Below are 20423 nucleotides of genomic sequence, written 5' to 3'. Positions count from 1 at the left end.
GGCCTTTCCATTTTTGAAGAAAAACCTTATTGGGGCAATCATTTTTGGGAAAAGGGTTACTGCGTAGATTCGGTCGGTTTGAACAGCGAGATGATCCAAAAGTACGTTCGGTTCTAGGAGAAAGAAGAGATGCATCAAGAGCAGCTTCAGTTGGAACCGGGTAGAAGACCTTCTCAGAAGGGCCGATAGGTGTGCCCCCCTATTGGGGGGCTTAATGCGAAACCACGTTCTGCGAACGTGGTGATTCACTAAGGATTACTACTCTTAAGAGACGCAGGTAGTCTACGCCGGTCGATTTAACAGAGCCGGCGCGAACTACAGCTTCATGTAATAGCGCTCCTTCATGCTGCTTACTATCATGAAGGCAAAGTAGGTCTTGAAGTGAGCCTCAGTTCCGTGAGCGCTCAATGCTCCGGCCCGTTGGTACGTCGTTACCTGGGCATCGCGCCTCCCGACACGGCGCGACTGACTCATGCCGCGCGCGATTGCAAGTGCTGCCAATATCATCGCCAAAGGCGATCCACTAACTGTCCGAGAGGGCATCTGCATCTCGGCTTGCTGACTTGAACACCATGCGTAAATTGCCCCTGACCTCGCGCCGAGGCTTCTTTCGCTCGGCCGTAGCGCTGGTTCCAGCAGGAACGCTTGCCGGGTGCGATCTAAAGTCGTCTGGCACGTCGGCGCCAGATTCGAACCCGGCAACATCAGGACCGCAAGCCTCTGGCGCCGACTACAAACCGCGTTTCTTCGATGCGAAGGAATGGGCGTTCATCCATGCGGCGGTCGACCGTCTGATTCCGGCGGACAGTGAAGGCCCGGGCGGTGTCGAAGCGGGCGTGCCCGAATTCATCGACCGGCAGATGGACACGCCGTACGCGCATGGCGCGCTCTGGTACATGCAGGCACCGTTCACGCAGGGCATGCCCGAACTCGGCTATCAGTTGAAGCTCGTGCCGCGCGATCTGTACCGGCTCGGCTGCCCTCCAGCGCCGTCTTCAGGCATGGCAACCTGACGGACTCGCAGAAACGGCCGTCGAAGCTCGACCAGGCGATCAATTTCTCCAGTTAGATCAGTGATCTAACTGGAGATGTGGCGGATTTTTGCGAATCCCGGCCGAGCCTCGGAATAACGCAGAGCCGGAGATTGTCCTCGCCGTAAATGCTGCCGGGCAGGTGGTGGGGGCAACGCTTGGCAACGATGTCAATCTGCGGGATATAGAAGGGCGGTCTGCATTGCTGCTCGGTAAGGCCGAGGACAACAACGGCTCGTGCGCGATCGGTCCTTTTATCCGGATGTTTGACGATGCTTTTTACTCTCGACCATGCGCAATGCGAGCGTATCGCTACATATTGAAGGCGACGATGGCTTCGTGCTCGAGGGCGTGAGTCGTATGAGGGAGATCAGACGTGACCCGCTTGAACTCGTAGCACAAACTTTTGGTGCGCATCACCAGTATCCAGACGGCTTCATGCTGTTTCTCGGGACAATGTTTTCACCAATCAAGGACCGGGGCGAGGAAGGTGGTGGCTTCACGCACCACCTCGGAGACGTGGTGACGATCTCGACTCCACCGCTTGGGGCGCTCGTCAACACGGTGCGCTTATCGACTGAGATTGCACCGTGGACGTTCGGCGTGCGTGCGCTGTATCGCAATCTCGAGGCGCGCGGGTTCCTCGACTGACGGGGATGAAAGCGACGTGGGTGCTGAGAGCAAGTTGGCCTTATACATAGGAGCCTTTGATTTGAGGAGGACGTTAATATCGCAGGCGACAAAAGGTACGGCAGGTCAACCGGTCCCGCTATAGAGCCGTTTATGATCAACCGTGCCAAACAGTAGCCCGGAACCATTCGATAAGAAACTGTTCCGCGTAACCGGGATGCCCGATCTTCAACGGCTATTTGACCTCCAACACCGCCTGGCTTCGGCCAGGTGCACCCACTCACTTTCCATCCGCTGAATGAAGAACCTTTAACACCGCGCTTCCCGTCATCACAAGGGCGTCGGAAATGCTCAATTCGCCACGCACAAACACGATCTCGCGGGTTCGTTTGACGACCTCCGCATGTGCTGCGAGGAACACGCCGGCCTTCACGGGCGAAACGAACTGCGCGTCGAGTTGAATCGTCACGCAAGGGAGCTGTCCGGTCACTTGCCACGCTGCGGTGCTGAGCACCTGGTCGAGCAGTGTGGTCAGTAAGCCGCCGTGAACGATCCCAGCCGGATTCAAATGCCGTTCGTCAGTCACTAATCCAAAACTCAGCAACTCCGGATCGGCACGGCTCCATAACGGACCTACCAGTCCGGTGAAACCTCGTGGCTTGTGCTGGCGCCAACCTTCCTGTTCCAGCCGTGCGCTAACCTCGGACTGGGTCATGATCACCGCACCGATACGACGGTGGCCGCCAGTTCGCTCGCCGCTTTGCCCAGATCCGCAGCCAGCGCGCTCACCTGGGTCGCGTTGAGCTGACTCGCGAGACCCACTGCAGCAAGACCGAACACCATCCGTTGCCGCGAGTCGAGGACCGGCACCGCGACCACCGTGACGCCAGCAATATAGTTGCCACGATCGATCGCATAGCCGCGCTTGTGGGTGAGGTCGACTTCTTTCAACCACGCATCGAAAGCAGGTGGGTTCTGCCAGCGCAATGCCTCGAATCCGCTTTGAAGTTCGGCCGCCGTATAGTCACCGTATGCCGCAACACAGCGACCCGTTGCGCTGATCAACGCGGGAAAGCGACTACCCAGCTCGACGCGCAGACTCACTGTTAGTTCTGACGCTGACATCGCTTTCACCACCATGTGTTTCAGACCACTCGCTTCGACGCCCATCGTGGTGACGCCATATCGCGACGCCAGATCGTCGAGGAACGGTTGCACCAGGTCGCCGAAACCACCGCTTTTCAGCGCGCTTCGTGCGAGCGACAACATCCCTGGGCCCACCGAATAACGTTTGGTGGAAGGGTCGATCTTGACTAGCTCCTCGTCGACCAGCACTCGCAAGATGTGCAAACAGGTACTCGGCACAAGCTCGAGTTGATCGGCGATCGCCTTCACCCCGATCGGCTCCGCGCTGTCGCCGAGCAGCCGCAGAATCGCGATTGAACGGGTGACTGCCGGCACCGGCCGCACTCGTGGACCGGGTTTGGCTGGTTTCGGAACTGCTTGCCTAATGACCGTCATTCAACCTCCGTTTTGTATATATACAAACGTACATGCTATTTGACAAAAACACAAGAGGCTCCTAAAGTGGATTTAACAAGATGCTTCAGCAAAAAACCCGGAGACATATTGCTATGACCAGACTCACGGCGTACACGTCCTATGGCGATGCCCAGCAGCACTTTAGCGCGCAGAAGTTGTGGGACCTCGTCGACGGCAAGGTTCCGCTGCTGAACATCGCGCACGAATGCATCGACAGGCACGTCCACGAGGACCGATCTGCCGTCATCATCGCGCATGCCGACGGGCTGGACGAAGTGCTGAGCTTTCGCGAAATCTCGGGGACGTCCTCGCAGGTTGCACACTACCTGCACGCTCAAGGCGTACGTCCCGGGGATCGTATCGGCATCATGCTCGAACCATCGCTGGCTTTTTACGCTTCGTTGTTCGGCGTGCTGAAGCTCGGCGCGATTGCCGTGCCGCTATTCACGCTGTTCGGTCCCGATGGGCTCCGGTTACGTGTTCACGACTGCAAGCCACGCATTCTCATTACCAACGAAACAAAAGCAGCCGTAGCGGCTACGGTCGAGGACGTCAAGACTGTAATCGCCAGTACCGAGTGGCTGAACGAGTTGACGAAATATCCGCGCCAGTTCAGCACGGTCACGCATAGCGACGATCTCGCTATTTTCCAGTACACATCGGGCACTACACGCGAATTACCCGATGCTGTGCGGCACACCCACCGAGCGCTGGTCATGGTGTTGCGCGCCGCACTGTATGGAACTGGCGTGCGACCTGGCGAACGTTTCTTTTGTCCTTCGTCGCCGGCGTGGGGTCATGGGCTCTGGCATGGCACGCTAGCTCCGCTTGCGCTGGGGGCCACCATTGGCGCCTATGCGGGGAAGTTTTCCGCAGAGCGGCTGCTGAAAGCACTGCACGAGCATCGTTTTGTCAATATGTCGGCGGCGGCGACCCATTACCGGATGATCAGAAACTCAGGCGTCGCCGGCCGCTACAACTATGCGATCGAGAAACTGTCATTTACCGGCGAACCGATTGACAGCGAGACAATGGAGTTCGTACAGCAGACTTTTGGCTGCCCGGTGTGCAGCATGTATGGCACGACCGAGATTGGTGTGATTCTCGTCAGCTATCCGGGTGCGGAAGATTTTCCGGTGAAGCCAGGGTCGCTCGGCAAAGCGGTTCCAGGCGTGCGCGTCGAAGTCCAGGACGCAAACGGCCGGCCGTGTGCGCCCGATGTCACTGGCGAACTGGCAGTCTGGCGAGGCGGCAACTGGGTGCCGACCAAAGACCTCGGCCGGATCGACGAAGACGGTTACTTCTATCATCGTGGCCGCGCCGATGACGTGATTATCTCGGCGGGCTGGACCATCAGCGCGGTCGAGATCGAAGATGCGGTCATGAAACATCCGGACGTGCGTGAAACGGCTGCGATCGGAGTTGCCGATTCATTGCGCGGGCAGGTCGTCAAAGCGTTTGTAGTCGCAGAGCGACCAGGCGACGAAACTTTTACCAGGGAAATTCAGGAATCCGTAAGAGATCGCTTGAGTCAGCACGAATATCCCCGAATCATTGAGTACGTTACCGCGCTTCCAAAGAACCCGGCAGGCAAGGTAAACCGGAAAGCGCTGCGTGACCGCGAGCGGCTCACGTCGGAGATTCCGAGCTAATACAACAGGACCAGTCAGGAATACACAAGGAGAGAGGCATGGCAGAAGATCAGGTAATGTTCCCCAAGATCACCGAAAAGGGTCTGGAAGAGTTGAGCAAAAGAATTGGCGTCGAGGTGGGCGCGACAGCCGAGCCGTGGTGTTATGAAGCGACTCGCGACAATATTCGTCACTACGCGCACGGGATTGGCGACGACAATCCGCTCTGGTGTGATCCGGATTACGCGGCGCAGACCCGTCACGATGGAATCATTGCGTTGCCGAGTTTCCTGTTCACGACGAGCCGCATCGTGTCCGGCTATGTGGGCGGATTGCCCGGTGTGCATGCGATGTGGTCGGGAGCGGACTGGCACTGGCATAAAGAGGTCAAGCGTAATGATGTGATCAGCACGCAGGCGCGGCTCAAGGATCTGATCGAGCACGAAACCCGTTTCGCCGGTCGTGCGATCCAGCAGATATATCACGTCGACTTCTATAACCAGCACGGCGATCTCGTTGCCGATGCCGACAGCTGGTGTTTCCGCACGGAGCGCGATCATGCGCGGGAACAGGGCACCAAGTACAGCGATGTCAAATCGCGGCCGCCTCGCATCTACACCGAGGAAGAACTGGCGGCGGCGTATGAGCTGTATCGGAACGAGGAAATACGGGGTTCGAAAACCCGCTATTGGGAAGATGTCGTTGAAGGTGAAGTGTTGCCGGTGATGTTCAAGGGGCCGATGACAGTGACGGGATTCATCGCGTATGCGCAAGGCTGGGGCGGCCTTTACATCCGTGCGAACAAGCTCGCATGGCAATTGATCGATGCGCACCCGGGCGTAGGGATCAGAAATCGCTTCGGTATTCCCGATTGCCCGGAACGGGTGCACTGGGAAGAAGAATTCGCGCTGCGCGTAGGCGCGCCGGGGGCATATGACTACGGTCCTGAACGCTGCTCGTGGCTCACGCATCATATGACAAACTGGATGGGGGATGATGGCTTCCTGCGCAGCGCAACGTGCAAGATTCGCCGCCATAATCCCGCGGGCGATATGCTGTTCATCAAGGGCAAGGTCAAACGCAAATTCGTCGAAGACGGGCGTCACCTGGTCGAGATCGAACAGGAAGCCCGCAATCAGGACGATGAGCTGTCGGTACTTGGAAGCGGCATCGTGGAATTGCGCAGCCGGGGATGACAGAGAGTCGCTAAGAGTAAGTCAAAGGATTCAGGGCCGAGCATAACGGCCCGTTCCATCGACATTCCAACATATGGAGACATGGATGACTGAGTCACGAGGAGGTCCGCCGAACCAGAAAAGCGACACGCGTGGTGCGTTGCAGGGCTTAAAAGTACTCGATCTGTCGAGAGTTCTAGCGGGCCCTTTCGCGGCCCAGATTCTCGCCGATCACGGCGCCGACGTGACTAAGGTCGAGCCGCCTCAAGGCGACGAAACGCGTGAACTCGGGCCGCCGTTCGTGGGCGAGAGTGCCGCCTACTTTCAGGGATTGAACCGTAACAAGCGCGCAATTTCGCTCGACCTCTCCGAGCCGGACGGGCGCGAAGTGCTGATGGCCCTGCTTGCCGATGCCGACATTCTGGTTGAAAACTTCCTTCCGGGCACGATGAAGAGGTGGGGACTCGACTACACCACCGTGCTTCAGCAGCGGTTTCCGCGCCTCATCTATTGCCGCATCACCGGCTTTGGCGATAGCGGTCCGCTATCCGGCATGCCAGGTTACGACGCAGTGCTCCAGGCGTTCTGCGGGTTAATGAGTATCAATGGTCATCACGAGTCGGGGCCCACCCGCATTGGCATTCCAATCGTGGATACCGCTGTAGGACTTTCTTCCGTGATTGGAATTTTGCTAGCTGTCGCGGAACGGGCGCGTTCGGGCCTGGGGCAACTTGTCGATACGTCGCTGTTCGAAACTGCATTGGGCCTGCTACACCCGCATCCGGCGAACTGGTTTGCGTCCGGCAATACCCCGGCTCTTACTGGCAATGCGCATCCAAACATCTCGCCTTACGACACCTTCACAGCGGCACACGGCGAGGTGTTTATCGGCGTGGTCAACGATGGACAGTTCAAGCGCTTCTGTAACGTCATTAATCGTTCGGAACTGGTCAGCGACGCGCGCTTCGACACAAACCGCGCTCGCGTCGAGAATCGCGCGATGTTGCGTGCGGAGATTGAACCGGTTTTACGCGACGTCGACGCAACTGATCTATGTCGTCGGCTAACAGAGGCTGGCGTTTCGGCATCGCGTATCAACACGGTAGCCGACTCGTTGCAACACCCTCATACCCTCGCACGCGAGATGGTGGCTGAATTACCAGGGTACAAAGGTGTTGGAATACCCATCAAGCTTTCGCGCACGCCCGGTTCGGTACGCACAGCGCCGCCAGCGTTCGCAGCCGATACCGAATCCGTATTGCGGGAAGCAGGTTATGACGGCGAGGCTGCCCGCGCGCTGATTGCATCCGGCGTTGCTCCCAGGCACCCACGCAAAAAGACATGATGGATTGCGGCGCGCACATCGACACCTGCACCGTTAGATAAACAAGGCTGCCCGAAGCGGCTGCCGGAAGGAGACAGGAATGGCAAGCAACGTAATCCGGGACACGCGCATGTCGCGTGACGACCGGCGTGTTCTCATTGCGTCGTCTCTGGGCGCGGTCTTTGAAGCCTACGATTTCTACCTTGCCGGCTCGCTCGCCGTCATCATCAGCAAGCAGTTCTTCTCTGGCGTCAATCCCGGCGCCGCTTTCGTCTTCACGCTTCTCAGTTTCGCTGCCGGCTTTGCGGTACGGCCGCTCGGCTCGATTGTATTTGGTCGTATCGGCGATAAAGTCGGCCGTAAATGTACTTTCCTCTTCACGATTTCAGTGATGGGGTTTTCGACGTTCCTTATTGGCTTACTGCCTGGTTTTGACAAGATCGGCATGGCTGCGCCCATTCTTTTCATTTGCCTGCGTCTGCTACAGGGATTGTCGCTTGGAGGCGAGTACAGCGGGGCGGCGACATATGTCGCGGAACATGCGCCCAATGCAAAGCGCGGAGCATGGACCGCATGGATACAGACGCCGGCCACCCTTAGCCTGTTGTTGTCGCTCGTCGTCATCATTGCGGTGCGCTACAGCGTGGGAGAAGCCGCTTTCGCAGATTGGGGATGGCGAGTGCCGTTCCTGCTTTCGGCGCTGTTGCTGGCCGCTTCGGTCTGGATCCGGCTGAAGCTTCACGAATCGCCGGTGTTTAGCCGCATGAAAGCGCAGAACAGAGCTTCAAAGGCACCTCTGAAGGAGGCCTTCGGTCAATGGCGGAACTTGCGGCTATCGCTCATTGCGCTGTTTGGCCTGGTCGCTGGGCAAGCCGTAGTGCTTTACACAGGGCAATTCTATGCGCTGTTCTTTCTGACCCAGACACTCAAGCTCGACATCATGATGGCGAACATGCTGATCGGTGTTGCGTTGATCGTGTGCACGCCGCTTTTCATCGCATTCGGAGTCCTGTCGGATCGCATCGGACGCAAGCCGGTAATCATGACCGGTCTACTGATCGCCGCATTCGCTTATTTTCCGCTGTTCAAAGGGCTCACGCACTTCGTCAATCCCGCGCTCGAACAGGCGCTCGAGCGTTCTCCGATCGAGTTGGTCGCGAATCCGGGCGACTGCTCATTCCAGTTCAATCCGACCGGAACTGCCCGCTTCACCAGTTCCTGCGATATTGCGAAGCAGGCGCTTGCGCGAGCCGGCCTGAGTTATCGCAATGTCAAAGCGGGTGAGTCTTTCACCGCGGTGATTCATATCGGCGCCGTCAGCGTGCCGGCTTACGCGGCCAACAGCCCACAAGCAAAGAGCGAAGAAACCCGCTTTGCCGCGGCGCTGTCCAGCGCGCTGGCTGAGGCCGGCTACCCTGCGCACGCCGATCCCTCGCGCGTCAACTGGGTGATGGCGCTCCTGACGCTGATCGCACTGGGCCTGCTGATTACGGCGACCTATGGCCCGGTCGCGGCTGTACTGGCGGAAATGTTTCCCACGCGGATTCGCTATACCGCTGTGTCATTGCCGTACAACATCGGGAACGGCTGGTTTGGCGGCTTCCTGCCCGCGACAGCGTTCGCAATAGTCGCGGCCAGCGGCGATATCTACGCGGGACTGTGGTATCCGGTTGGCCTCATTGCCATGACGTTCGTGGTGGGCGTTGCTTTCCTGCCGGAAACGAAAGGCAGCGATCTTGAGGTCGAAGGTTCGTTTGATCCGGCGGAGGCGGTTGCTGGTTCGTATCAACCGGCGCACCTGAGCGCCGACCAGCAGCGAGCCGATCTCGGTTGAGATGGCTACCTTCAAAAATATATTCGTTTGATTATGGTTAGTAATCCATATATAAAAAAGTTTCGCCTGATCTAACTCTTCAGCATTGAAGTGCAGCAGATTGCTATGGACGATCACGGCAGGGTGCCGTCACGTCTACGAAAAACGACAACAGGAGTCGATCAATGAAAACCTGCATTTTATTGATGACAATTACACTTGGCGTTCTCGTGTCGACAGACGCCATCGCGCAATCCTCGGTTACGATTTATGGAATTATCGATCAAGGTTTGAATTACATCAGCAATGCACAAACAATCGATGGGGCCGGGAAGCGTGTCGGGCGCACGTTGTATTCAACCAGCAGCACGGTGATGGCCGGCAACCAGTTGGGGTTCCGCGGTGTCGAAGATCTGGGGCAGGGCTACAAGGCGATTTTCACGCTGGAAACCGGCTTCGACATCGGCACGGGCAAGCTCCAGGAAGGCGGTACATTTTTCGGCAGACAGGCGTTCGTTGGATTGAGCGCGCCGTATGGCACGCTGACGTTTGGGCGCCAATACGATTCGGTCGTTGACTTTCTACGGCCGTTGAGCGCTGCGGCGTCAGGCGGTGGCGGCACTTTTACGTCACACGGTAACGATATCGACAACTTTGCCGACACCTACCGTACCAACAATGCTGTCAAGTTCACCAGCACGTCGTATCACGGCTTCGTTGCGAGCGGCATGTACAGTTTCGGCGGCGTCGCAGGGTCGATGTCGAGAAATAGCATCTATTCGTTCGGCGCCTCGTTTGCACAGGGACCTGTCAAGGTCGCTGCTGCGTACCTGAAGGTGCGAGATCCAAACCAGTCTTTCTTCGGTAACAACACTCTCAGTTCGACTACTGGCAACAATCTCGGCGCGACTACTGGCGTGCAAGCCAATCCGGTCTATGGCGGGTTTGCGTCGGCCGGCACGTATCAGGTGATTGGAGCGGGCGCGCAATACGGGACTACGACATTCTCGGTCGGGGCTAACTACTCCAATATCCGCTTTGGAGGTCTAGGCGATCCGGCTTCCGGGACACTTTCTTTGACCAACCCGTTTGGATACAGCGGTACCGCGGTCTTCAATAGTTATGCAGCTTACGCTCGGTACTTTCTGAAACCCGATATAGCGTTGACAGGTGCGTATGACTTTCTGACGGGTGGTGCGGTTGACGGCAAACCTCCAGCGCACTACAACCAGTTCAACGCAGCAGTTCACTATCTGCTTTCGAAGCGTACGGACATTTACTGCCTCGGAACTTATGTGATGGCAAGCGGAACGGATTCAACGAAACAACAAGCGGTTGCCTCAGTGCTGACGGTGACTCCGTCTGATAGCGCGCGGCAGTTTATCCTGCGACTGGGCATCATGCATTTTTTCTGAATAATCCAGGCCAGATCAATGGGTCAGTGCGGCATACGGCTACCGCTGCGTCGGCGTGTGGCAAAAGCGCCAACCCGAGCGGGCGGCGGTCGTGTCGTCCCTTGGCAAGGGTCGCAGGCAGCGTTGCCTCGAACTCGTTATCCTAAAAAACGCCGTAGGAGCAAAGAGGCAGTGCCGTACTTTGGCAAAGTACAGATTTCGTACCCAAGGCGTCTGTAGCGGATGGTGGCGCAGTTTTCCCGCCTGTGGAGACCCGCCATGGCGCGTGCACTGGGATGATCGCGATGAGCGTGCAGGAGCTTGGCCGACTGAAGGTCATCGAGGCGGTCGCAGAGGCGCGACTGATGACCTGGCGTGCCGCCGAGCGCTTGGGTCTGAGCCGGCGCCAGGTCGAGCGACTCGTGATCCGCTACGGCGACGAAGATGCTGCTGACTTCGCGGCGGCACGGCGTGCGCAGCAATCACCAGTTGCCGCAGACGCTACTTGACCATGCGCTCAGACTGATTCACGAGCGTTACGCCGATTTTGGGCCGCCGCTGTCCCTGTTCCGGCGAACTGTTGCAGATCGACGGCATTAGCCATCATGGGTTCGAGGGACGGGGTACCTGCCTGCATCCTGCTGGTTATGTCGACGACGCGACGAGCCGGCTGATGCACCTGCACTTCAGGCGACCGAGTCGACCTTCAGCTATTCCAGGCGACGCGTGTACCTCGGAAGGCATTGCAAGCCGGTGGCATTCTGCAGCGCCGCAGCGCGTGTTCTATGTCAAGAAGCGCGCAGAGACGGCGGGCAGCACTTCAACTGGCGAGCAGGAAAACCGCTTAGTTCCCGCGCCGGGGCCGGCGGTCTGAGCGATCGTTCGCCGCGCTGCCGGATTTGTCGGCGGTGGCTTTCACGCGCTTTCTGGCCGGCTTCGGCGCCTTCTTGGTCGAGCGAGGGGATCTTTTGACCTTCTGTTCAACCTCGGCGATGAGTTCATTGGGCGAGCATTTCAAAGCGGCTGCAAGCGAAAACAGCATTGTGAGAGTCCGCTGGTGCTGGCCAAGCTCCAGCATGCTGACGTAATTGCGGCGTATATCCGCCTCAAAGGCGAACTGCTCCTGTGTTAGCTCGGCGCGAATGCGGTGCTCGCGTAAGACCGCGCCAAAGACTTCGGCCAACTCCAAAATTTTCTCCCAGTGAAATGGGAGCACTGTCCAGTTGGCGCTAGAATTTGTCTTCCCAGTGAACTGGGAATTAGATAGAGAGTGAACCAAACCGTGGGGGGGGGCAATTCACGCCGCTCGGCGTGCACTCGGCGAGTTTGCAACTGCAGAAGTCTTGGTCAACACGGCAAGTTTCTTAACCGAGAATTCTTCGTTGAGAACAGCAACTCTGACCTGTGCCAGGCAGTGCGCTCCCTCGTCTGTCCATCGCATTTGTTGCTTCTTCGCCATGCGATGGCTGACCACCAGGTTCACCGCGGACTCGGCAATGCTGCTGCTGATCGGTAGCCCCTTGTGATAGCGCATGCCATAGTTCACGAGCGTACCGGCGTTGTTCTCGATGTAGAAGTACACGCGGCGCAGGTTCCAGTACAACGTCGAGTGCTCATAGCCTTCCTTCGCCAACAGCGTGGCATCCAGGGCCTTGATGCAGGACACCGATTGCCGGCCCTTTCCATGCCAAACCAGCCACTTGGCGTGATCGATCTCTGTCTGTACAGCGATTCGCTCGTGGGGCTCCATCGTCTGGCTTCCTAACACCCAGTTCTTGGCAGCCTTGAACTTCATCGCGATGTGAAACCAGTCCAGGATCCTTCCCCTGGTGAGCTGGCTGCCGTCCACAGCCTTGCCGAATTCGCCAGCGTCATCGCTGATCACGGTGACTCGCTCGTCTGGAGCCACGCCGCTTGCAAAGAGAAATTGGTCCAGCCGCGCGGGCGGCGATGGCACCAGCTTATGCACGTACGCGTAGAGACGCGGGGTGCGATCAGCAAGAGTTGCACGGCCCGCAACGATGTTGACATGTCGATCCCGCGTCAACTTCTGCGCCCAAGGCGATTTCAGCTCCGCAAGGTCGCGCGCTGCCTTGCGGCTCTTGGGGCTGCTGCTGTAGCTCCGCCACGCCGAGTCGACGCTCACGCAGCCGACGGTGGGCGATTCGCGAACCGGCTCTCCGCTGACCGCTTTTGGTCCAGACGCGATATCGCGCTTGATCTGCGCGTCCAGCGCGCTACCGACGGCGAGGATTCGACGGCGAGTACTACCGAAGGAAATGCCTTTGTCCAGCGGAAGGACCTCTCGAAGCAGCTCAGTGGCCTGACGGAAGGGTAGATGGGCGGCCCACTTGGCCTGCAGGTACTCCAATTCCGGCGTCACACGCTGGTGAACGGCCTTGCACAGCGGACTCACGGAGCGGCGCGGTTGCCCTTGCTTTGCCGCGCAGCTGCACGCCCACAGCCTCGGACTCGGCACGTCGACCTTGCCAAACACGGTTCGCAGCACGATCGACCGGGCGTCCTTGTGCGCCAGCATCGAGCCACAACGGTGGCAAGCCAATTGGCTCTCCATCCACCCGGCAGTCTGCTCCGACACCAGTAACGATTGAACCTCGGCGAGCAAGGCGCGACCTTCGGCAAGTGTGAGTCCCAGGTCGGCGACGCTGCGGTCTTTTCGTTCAACCACAGCAACAATCGTCGCTTCAGTCTCACTCGTTTCCCCACCCTCCAGGCGGGCCTCGATGATCAGTCGCATAGCAACTCCGATCGGTTGGTAACGTCGCCAGCGTAGCTGATACGGCCAGCGTGCCGGCGGGCTCGCAGAGCTCTTTTCGTTAGAAACTTCGCAGATTCCAAGCGCCGTATCCCATCGGGTACGGCGTCGTCACGCCGTCTATGACGGCGGTCGAGTCGACGGAAATGGCCTCCCACGGTTTGGTTCACTCTCCTGCGGGTTGCATCGCTATTATTGCCTTTGCTCGACGGTGCGGTGACAATCGACGGGGCGCCTGCACGACGAGAGGGCGCGCTCGTCGTGCTCGCGACGCCACGTACCCTGCAAGCCGGTGATTGGCTCGCGGTGTGCCGGGCCAGTGGCGCGCAGGGAACCCGTGAAACGGGGCCGGCAACTGTTCAAAGGGAGGCGCAGCATGGCGAAGCTTGAGTTGAAATCGGTGCGCAAGAGCTTTGGCAACACGACTGTGATTCCCGGTATCGATCTGGTCGTTGAAGACGGGTCGTTTATGGTTTTCGTGGGGCCGTCGGGCTGCGGGAAGTCAACCTTGTTGCGCATGATCGCGGGGCTTGAAGAAGTCAGTTCCGGCGAGGTTCATATCGACGCGACGCGTTGCGATCATCTGTTGCCGTCGGCGCGCGGCATGGCGATGGTTTTCCAGTCATACGCGCTGTACCCGCATATGAGCATCCGGGAGAACCTGCGCTTCGGGCTGGTCTTCCAGAAGACCCCGAAAGCCGAAATCGAGCCCCGCATTCAACGCGCTGCTGAGATTCTGCAGATCTCGCATCTGCTGGAGCGTAAGCCGTCTCAATTGTCGGGTGGACAGAGCCAGCGCGTGGCGATCGGGCGTGCAATTGTCAAGCAGCCCAAGGGTTTCCTGTTCGACGAACCGCTCTCGAACCTCGACGCGGAACTGCGGGTCAAGATGCGCGGCGAAATCGTCGCGCTCCATCAGCGGCTTAAATCGACAATGATTTACGTCACACACGATCAAGTCGAGGCAATGACGATGGCCGACACCATCGTCGTGCTGCGCAATGGGCAGATCGAGCAGAGTGGTTCCCCGGCCGAGCTTTATGCGCACCCGAAGAACCTCTTTGTCGCCGGCTTTCTAGGTTCTCCTCAAATGAACCTGCTGGCCGCTCACGGAACCCTCTCCGGCGATGGCCATCCGGTGTTCTCGGTCGACGAGGAGAGGCTGAAGATCAGACTGCCCCGACATGCGAACGTCGCGGCCGACACCGCGCGCTGTACGATCGGCATAAGGCCCGAGCATCTGTCGCTGCGCGAGCACGGCGCGTTGCGCGTGAGCGTGACGGCGCGCGAATTCCTTGGGGCCGAGACGATCATTACCGGCACGCTCGGATCAGGTGAAACCATTCGCGCGTCGCTACGCGGAGCAATTCATGTGGAAATTGGCGAGGTGCTGGCCTTCGAACCCGACCTCGCGCACATCCATGTATTCGACCAGGATGGCATGGCACTCGAAGAGGGGCTGACACGGCGCTGGCTGCGGCGGGGTAGTGCGGCGCACCATCCGAACACAACGAATTGGGGGAAGAGATCCATGCAGAGAAATAACGATATTGTTCAACCACCAACGCGACTGTCAGGCTTCGGCGTGACCCGCCAATCAAGCTGAGGATGCCCATGCTGAGGAATATCGATCCCCTTCTGACGCCCCCGCTGCTGCGCGAACTCGCCGCGATGGCACACGGCGACTTCATTGCGGTCTGCGACGCGAATTTTCCGGCCTATTCGATCGCAGGCGACAAGCCGCTGATTCACCTGCCCGCCTGCGGCACCGTCGCGGTGTTGCGCGCCATTCTGTCGGTGCTGCCGCTCGACACGTTCGAGGGTAGCCCGGTGCATCGGATGGAGCAGGTCGGCGATGTCGACACGCTCGCAGAAGTTCAACAGGAGGTTATCGAAACCGTTTTTGCGAAGCTCGATCCTGAGCCCAAGGTTGCCGGTATCGAGCGCTTCGCTTACTACGCGCGAGCGCGAGAAGCCTGCGCCGTCGTTATCACTGGAGAAACCCGGCCGTATGGGAATTTCCTGCTGAGCAAAGGGGTATTGTGATGGCGACCGACTCGACTCCATTGCCACGGCGCCGGGTTGGCGCCACCGGGCTCGACGTTACCGTGCTCGGCTTTGGCGCCGCGCCGCTCGGCAACCTCTTCAGTCACCTTGACGAAGCGACCAGCGTCGCCACCGTCGTAGAGGCATTCGACAACGGCATCAACCTGTTCGACATGGCGCCGCACTACGGCAACGGCCTAGCCGAATTACGCGTGGGCGCGGCGCTTCGGCAAGTGCTGCAGCGGCAATCGCGCGAGGACGTGGTGGTTTCGACCAAGGTGGGGCGCTGGTTCGATCCGATGGCACCGCGTCCGGCAATCCGCAGCGAGAGCGAACCGGTCGTGGAGAGCCCCGGATTTGCCGGTCCGCTGCCGCACCGCGCGATGCTCGACTATTCGTACGACGGTACGTTGCGCTCGATTGAGCAGTCGCTTTTGCGGACCGGGCTCGACCGGTTCGACATCGTGTTGATCCACGATGTCGATGTGTGGACGCATGGCGCAGCCGTCATCGAGGCACGCTTTAAAGAGGCAATGGATGGGGCATACCGGGCGCTGAGCCGCTTGCGTGATGAAGGCGTGGTCCGCGCGATCGGTGTGGGGCTCAACGAGAGCGAAATGTGTGAGCGCTTCGCGCGTGCCGGTGTCTTCGACACCATGTTGCTCGCCGGACGTTACTCGTTGCTGGAGCAGCCCGCGCTCACTTCTTTCCTGCCGCTGGCGCAAGCAAAGAACATCGCAGTATTGCTGGGCGGCGTATTTAATTCGGGGATCCTCGCCACCGGCGCGGTGCCGGGCGCGCGCTATAACTACCAGCCCGCACCGCCCGACGTGATGACGCGGGTGGCGAAAATAGAAACGGTCTGCGACTCGCATGGCGTGCGGCTGGCCGATGCCGCGATGCAGTTCGCGCTAGGCCATCCCGCCGTGACCTCGCTGGTGCTGGGCGCCGTGACGCCGGAGGAAGTCCGGCGCAATGTTGCGTCGCTTGCCTCGCCCATTCCCGATGCAATGTGGCGTGATCTGCGCACGGAAGGCTTGCTGCCCGATGCCGCGCCCACGCCGCGCGGCATCGCGTGAGAGTCGACGCGTCCAACCTGCGAGTCCGGGACAACGGTGTTCACACGCGCGATCCACGGCGAACGACCTGCCTTATTGAAGGTACCTTATGACGTCCGACTGAAAACGCATGCTGCCGGACGTACTCTTCGGACCGTCCGTGCTTCCGAGGCCGGCAAAACTCACGTAGCAAGAGGCGCGACCGGCTGCATTTCTCGGATAACTTTGTGTCGTTTGACAATGTCTTCGGGACGTTCAAGCATTGGATGGGCTACACGCACTTCCTGACACGGAGGCTGCCCAACGTGGGTACCGAGATGAGTCTTAACGTACTTGCCTACAATCTCACGCGAGTGCTGCGAATCCTAGGGTTCAAGAAAACAATGAAGGCGATGCGACTGGCGGGCGCGTGAACATTTGTTGGCCTTATAGGCAAGCAAACAATAGCCATTTAGAGAGCCTTAGAGCCCTCCAGCGGTTCGCCATCGGCGAACTGAGCCATACACGAATTGCCAAACGCTCTGGTTGATGCCCGAGCTGCGTGTATTGAGATTATTTCGGCGTCTCCACACAGCCTGGGTCGAGAAGCGCCATATGCGTGGGTGAACGATTCGGCCGAGGGCGTGGAAATCCGGTTTTAGGCTGTTTGCCCAGTGCCGCCAGCCGCACTGCCTCAGCGAATTCCTGGCATATGCGCACGGGCAACCCATCTTGAATTGCGTTGAGTGTCTTGGGAGCATCGTGTCCACTCACTCGGACCATCGGTTGCGGCAACGCTTCAGCCACGCGCGAACAGGGTACGCGGCAGCATGCAGCCGACGACCCAGTTCGGCTTGTCGACAATCTCGTGGATGCGCAACTCTCCGACCATGCCCATGATTGCATACGCTTCGTAGGGCTCCACGCCGAGACTGCGGGACAGGGCGTCTACCGCAAAACGACACGCATCCTGGGCTGCACGAAACAGGTCGGGTTGGACGCCGAGGAAGTTGCGATATTCGGTTTCGGTATAGCTGGACGTCGACATGTCGAGCACCGGCGCGCGCAGTGGCGGGCTGCCCTTGATGACTTCGACCCTTAGCGTCGCGGTCATCGGCGCTTCGATCGCCGTTCCCGATATCTCTCCTTCGCCCTGCAACGCATGACCGTCGCCGCCCGACAGCAGCGCGCCTTCGTTGTATACGGGCAGATAGAGGGTCGCTCCGGCGTTCATGTAGCGCACGTCGAGATTGCCGCCCGCACGAGTTGGAGGGATCGGCGAATGCGGCCCGGGCGCAGCGGGCGCCACGCCAAGCACGCCCAGCATCGGCTGCAGTTTGAACGCTACGCCGAACAGGTCCACCGACCCACTCGTCAAATCGAAGCTGCGAAAATACGATTGCTTGAAATCCCCGGCGAGCAAGCCGAAGTCGGGCATCAATCCCGTCCATCCCCAGTCGCCCAGTTGGAGATCCAGAATGTCGACCTTGAGGGTATCGTCAGGCTTTGCGCCTTCGACATAGATCGGCCCGCACAGCGGATCGAGCTTGTTAAAGTCGATCGTCGCTATGTCCGCGGCGCTAGAATGGCGGCTCAACGCGCCATTGGATGCGTCGGGGCTGGTCAGGCTGAACACCTCGCCGGGCTCGACATGCATCGCGGGCGGTACGCAGTTGTCCCAGTGGGAATGCAGGCTGCCGCAGTTGCGGCAACTGTGTATGGTCTTGCTGATGTGATTCATGCTTGGGAGCGTCCTTCGACTTCCTGGGTTGTGTCTTCGACAGCCTGGGTGATGCGCTGGAACACATAGGCGTCCATCGTGCGGGAACTGTCTTTACGGGTTGACAGGAACATTATTGTTGCCCCGATCAGCATGTAGGCTGCGGCAACATAGGGAAACACATTGAACGGCGCGGCCGGCACGGGGTACAGGTTGGCAAACAGCACGTACGCCGAGAGCAACAGACCAACGACAGGCGGCAGCAGACGGTATGCCTTTCCGGCTTGCACATCCTGCCGCGCAAAGTGAGTCAGCGTCGCGAGGTTCATCATCCCGTAAGCAACCAGCACGGTTAGAGTGGCAATGGTGCCCAGATAGCCGTACAGGTCGGACGCACTCGCAACGATAAACGGCAGGACGACCGCGAGCGCCATGTTGATCCCCATCACGATGTGGGTGGCCAGCTTCGGCGAACCGAAGCTGTTGATGCTGGCCATGGGCCGCGGCAGGAAACCGTCACGCGCCAGCGCGAGCAGCAGGCGGGAAGCCGCACTGGCGGAGCCCACAGCCATCGCAAAGTTACTAATCAAGGCACCGAATTTGATGGCGACATTGAACGGTTCACCAAGATAGCGGCTCGTCAGGTCATTTACTGGCGTCGCTGCAGCTGCGAACGCCTTGATGTTGTCGAGCCCGTACCCGATCGTCTGCGCATATGAGACAAAGGTGAAAAATGCGCCGCCGATCAGTACTGTGGCGACGATTGCGAACGGCACGTCGCGAAAGGCATTGCGCGACTCCTCGCCTAGCGAAGCGGCGGCCTCGAAGCCGATGAAAGTCATCACGCCGAACACGAGACCCTGGCTGATGCCGCTGATGCCGGCGCTCCCTACCTGGAAGGGCACCGCACTGGACGGCTGCTTTTTCAAGATCACCATGGCAACCACGATCAGCACCATGATCGACAGAAACTCGATTGACAGCATCAGACGCGTCGACAGTTTGATGTCCCGGTAGGTGACCCACCACACGACAATGCCGCAGGCCGCGCTATAGACGGGCCAAGGTACTTTGACGACAGGATCGAACAGCATCGAGGCAAACAGCCCGAAGCCGAATAAGCCGCTGGCGACGAAGAGCGTGTATGTCAGAAGGAGCGACCAGCCGGAAATGAAGCCGGGGTTGCGGCCCTGCGCATAACGAATCAATCCATAGACCGAGCCGGCGTGCCCGACCTTCGACGCGAGCCGCACGAATGATAGGGCGATGCACAACACGCCGATCGTCGAGATCACATACACCAGCGGCACGGCGGCACCCGCCGGCGCGGCAACGAATGGCGTATTGAGCGTCATGCCGACCATCATGGCGATGACTGCCACCGATAGAGCAACAGTCTCTATGCGATTGAGCGTCCGCTTGAGTTGCATGTCTATTCCCCAGTAACAAAGTCACGGGACAATAGTAGGAACGCGGCACTGCGCACGCTTGTAGAAAAAAAGCGGCTTTTTGAATTCGGCACAAGGGAATTCGGTCGGGCCCGGCCTCGTTTCAGCTGAGGCGTTCCTTGCGCCAGTGGCCCGGCGTATAGCCGAGCTGGCGTGAGAAGGTGGCGGTCATATGGGCCTGGTCGGAGAAGCCGACAGTCGCTGCGATTTCAGCAACGCTGCGTGCGGGGTCCAGCAGAAGTCGCCTCGCTGTGTCAAGACGCCGCGTGATCAGATATTGATGAGGTGACAACCCGCTTGTCTCTTTCAGCGCGCGTGCGAAGCTTTGCTGCGACAAACCCACCACGCCTGCCACGTCGCGCAGCGAAATGGCCTGGTCGAGCCGCTCGTCGAGGTACTCTTGGATGCGCTTAAGTTCTCGATCATGGAGCTTGCGTGTTTCCCGTTTGGTCTTGCCGCGACGTCCAGCACCTCGCATCAGGCCGGCGGCCAGCGCAAGGTGGGCGCAATCGCCGAACATCGGTCCGAGCGGGTTTCCGTGGCGGGCTTCGTCCCAGATGGTCAGACACAGTTGAGACAAAAACGCATCCCGGAAAGCTTTTTCGTGCAGCCACCCAAGGTCCGCGCTGGACGTCCCGTCACCGCTGGCTGCCGATAAAAGGACGCGCTCGGGAATGCAGACGACGAGGTGCTGATGTGGCGCGTCGACCTGCCTCATTTTTGATAGGGCGGAAAGCATTGAAGTCGTGTTGAAAATTCAACGACAGTGCTTGCTGGCGTTCGCGCCGATGAAAAGGAGAGTGTACAAGCCAGGCAATCGCTTTAGTAGGGCGGTACCTGCCTCCTTTTTCGCGGA

The 20423-nt window shown here is 59.1% G+C and carries 15 protein-coding genes and 5 pseudogenes; 13 read left to right on the top strand and 7 right to left on the bottom strand.

Annotated features, from left to right (window positions below):
* The 3 pseudogenes from P0D89_RS34460 to P0D89_RS34450 form a co-directional block, all read left to right on the top strand.
* Window positions 1-117 (top strand): annotated as a pseudogene (locus P0D89_RS34460) (transposase); the annotation flags it as partial.
* A gap of 455 nt (window positions 118-572) precedes the next feature.
* Window positions 573-977: pseudogene (locus P0D89_RS34455) on the top strand (gluconate 2-dehydrogenase subunit 3 family protein); the annotation flags it as partial.
* A gap of 133 nt (window positions 978-1110) precedes the next feature.
* Window positions 1111-1682, top strand: a pseudogene (locus tag P0D89_RS34450) (fumarylacetoacetate hydrolase family protein); the annotation flags it as partial.
* 259 nt (window positions 1683-1941) lie between these two features.
* Here P0D89_RS34450 and P0D89_RS34445 read toward each other — a convergent pair.
* Window positions 1942-2376: a PaaI family thioesterase gene (locus P0D89_RS34445; RefSeq protein WP_408363911.1), complete on the bottom strand. Its 435-nt coding sequence runs from the start codon at window positions 2374-2376 to the stop codon at window positions 1942-1944.
* Window positions 2377-2378: 2 nt separating this feature from the next.
* On the bottom strand, window positions 2379-3122 hold the full coding sequence (locus tag P0D89_RS34440) for an IclR family transcriptional regulator (protein WP_408363909.1): 744 nt from the start codon (window positions 3120-3122) through the stop codon (window positions 2379-2381).
* A gap of 173 nt (window positions 3123-3295) precedes the next feature.
* On the opposite strand from P0D89_RS34440, the gene P0D89_RS34435 reads away from it, so the two are divergent.
* The 6 genes and pseudogenes from P0D89_RS34435 (at window position 3296) to P0D89_RS34410 (ending at window position 11049) form a co-directional block, all read left to right on the top strand.
* Window positions 3296-4855, top strand: coding sequence for an acetate--CoA ligase (locus tag P0D89_RS34435; RefSeq protein ID WP_408363907.1), 1560 nt, complete (start codon window positions 3296-3298; stop codon window positions 4853-4855).
* A gap of 38 nt (window positions 4856-4893) precedes the next feature.
* Window positions 4894-6030, top strand: a complete 1137-nt coding sequence (locus tag P0D89_RS34430; protein ID WP_408363905.1) for an FAS1-like dehydratase domain-containing protein — start codon at window positions 4894-4896, stop codon at window positions 6028-6030.
* 73 nt (window positions 6031-6103) lie between these two features.
* Complete coding sequence (locus tag P0D89_RS34425) at window positions 6104-7354, top strand: CaiB/BaiF CoA transferase family protein (protein WP_408363903.1); 1251 nt, start codon at window positions 6104-6106, stop codon at window positions 7352-7354.
* A gap of 109 nt (window positions 7355-7463) precedes the next feature.
* Window positions 7464-9071 (top strand): annotated as a pseudogene (locus P0D89_RS34420) (MFS transporter); the annotation flags it as partial.
* A 260-nt stretch (window positions 9072-9331) separates the two neighbouring features.
* Entirely contained in the window at window positions 9332-10561 is a 1230-nt protein-coding gene (locus tag P0D89_RS34415) for a porin (RefSeq protein ID WP_408377844.1), read from the top strand.
* A gap of 275 nt (window positions 10562-10836) precedes the next feature.
* Window positions 10837-11049 carry a hypothetical protein gene (locus tag P0D89_RS34410; RefSeq protein ID WP_408363898.1) on the top strand — a complete coding sequence of 71 codons (213 nt, stop codon included), beginning with the start codon at window positions 10837-10839 and terminating at the stop codon, window positions 11047-11049.
* A 335-nt stretch (window positions 11050-11384) separates the two neighbouring features.
* On the opposite strand, the gene P0D89_RS34405 is transcribed toward P0D89_RS34410, so the two are convergent.
* Complete coding sequence (locus P0D89_RS34405) at window positions 11385-11729, bottom strand: helix-turn-helix domain-containing protein (RefSeq protein WP_408363896.1); 345 nt, start codon at window positions 11727-11729, stop codon at window positions 11385-11387.
* A 108-nt stretch (window positions 11730-11837) separates the two neighbouring features.
* The gene (locus P0D89_RS34400) at window positions 11838-13298 is read right to left on the bottom strand and encodes an ISKra4 family transposase (RefSeq protein ID WP_408377842.1); all 1461 of its coding nucleotides are present in this window, start codon (window positions 13296-13298) and stop codon (window positions 11838-11840) included.
* A 394-nt stretch (window positions 13299-13692) separates the two neighbouring features.
* Here P0D89_RS34400 and P0D89_RS34395 point away from each other — a divergent pair, with 394 nt between their 5' ends.
* From P0D89_RS34395 to P0D89_RS34380, 4 genes and pseudogenes are all read left to right on the top strand, one after another.
* Window positions 13693-14922 (top strand): ABC transporter ATP-binding protein, encoded by a 1230-nt coding sequence (locus P0D89_RS34395; protein ID WP_408363892.1) that lies wholly within the window; start codon window positions 13693-13695, stop codon window positions 14920-14922.
* Between the two features lie 8 nt (window positions 14923-14930).
* Window positions 14931-15362 (top strand): RbsD/FucU family protein, encoded by a 432-nt coding sequence (locus P0D89_RS34390; protein ID WP_408363890.1) that lies wholly within the window; start codon window positions 14931-14933, stop codon window positions 15360-15362.
* A complete protein-coding gene (locus P0D89_RS34385; protein ID WP_408363888.1) occupies window positions 15362-16441 on the top strand; it encodes an aldo/keto reductase in 1080 nt (359 codons plus the stop codon). Before P0D89_RS34390 ends, P0D89_RS34385 begins: the two co-directional genes overlap by 1 nt.
* Before the next feature lie 215 nt (window positions 16442-16656).
* Window positions 16657-16833 (top strand): annotated as a pseudogene (locus P0D89_RS34380) (IS5/IS1182 family transposase); the annotation flags it as partial.
* 365 nt (window positions 16834-17198) lie between these two features.
* Here P0D89_RS34380 and P0D89_RS34375 read toward each other — a convergent pair.
* The 3 genes from P0D89_RS34375 to P0D89_RS34365 all read right to left on the bottom strand — a co-directional run bounded on the left by P0D89_RS34375 (window position 17199) and on the right by P0D89_RS34365 (window position 20306).
* On the bottom strand, window positions 17199-18140 hold the full coding sequence (locus P0D89_RS34375; RefSeq protein ID WP_408363887.1) for an acetamidase/formamidase family protein: 942 nt from the start codon (window positions 18138-18140) through the stop codon (window positions 17199-17201).
* The gene (locus P0D89_RS34370) at window positions 18137-19549 is read right to left on the bottom strand and encodes an APC family permease (protein ID WP_408363885.1); all 1413 of its coding nucleotides are present in this window, start codon (window positions 19547-19549) and stop codon (window positions 18137-18139) included. Before P0D89_RS34370 ends, P0D89_RS34375 begins: the two co-directional genes overlap by 4 nt.
* Before the next feature lie 121 nt (window positions 19550-19670).
* Entirely contained in the window at window positions 19671-20306 is a 636-nt protein-coding gene (locus tag P0D89_RS34365; protein ID WP_408377840.1) for a helix-turn-helix transcriptional regulator, read from the bottom strand.
* Between the last annotated feature and the right edge of the window lie 117 nt (window positions 20307-20423).

The organism is Paraburkholderia sp. RL18-085-BIA-A (assembly GCF_046027075.1).
In the GTDB taxonomy this organism is placed as follows: domain Bacteria; phylum Pseudomonadota; class Gammaproteobacteria; order Burkholderiales; family Burkholderiaceae; genus Paraburkholderia.
This window is presented reverse-complemented; position numbering and strand designations above follow the sequence as displayed.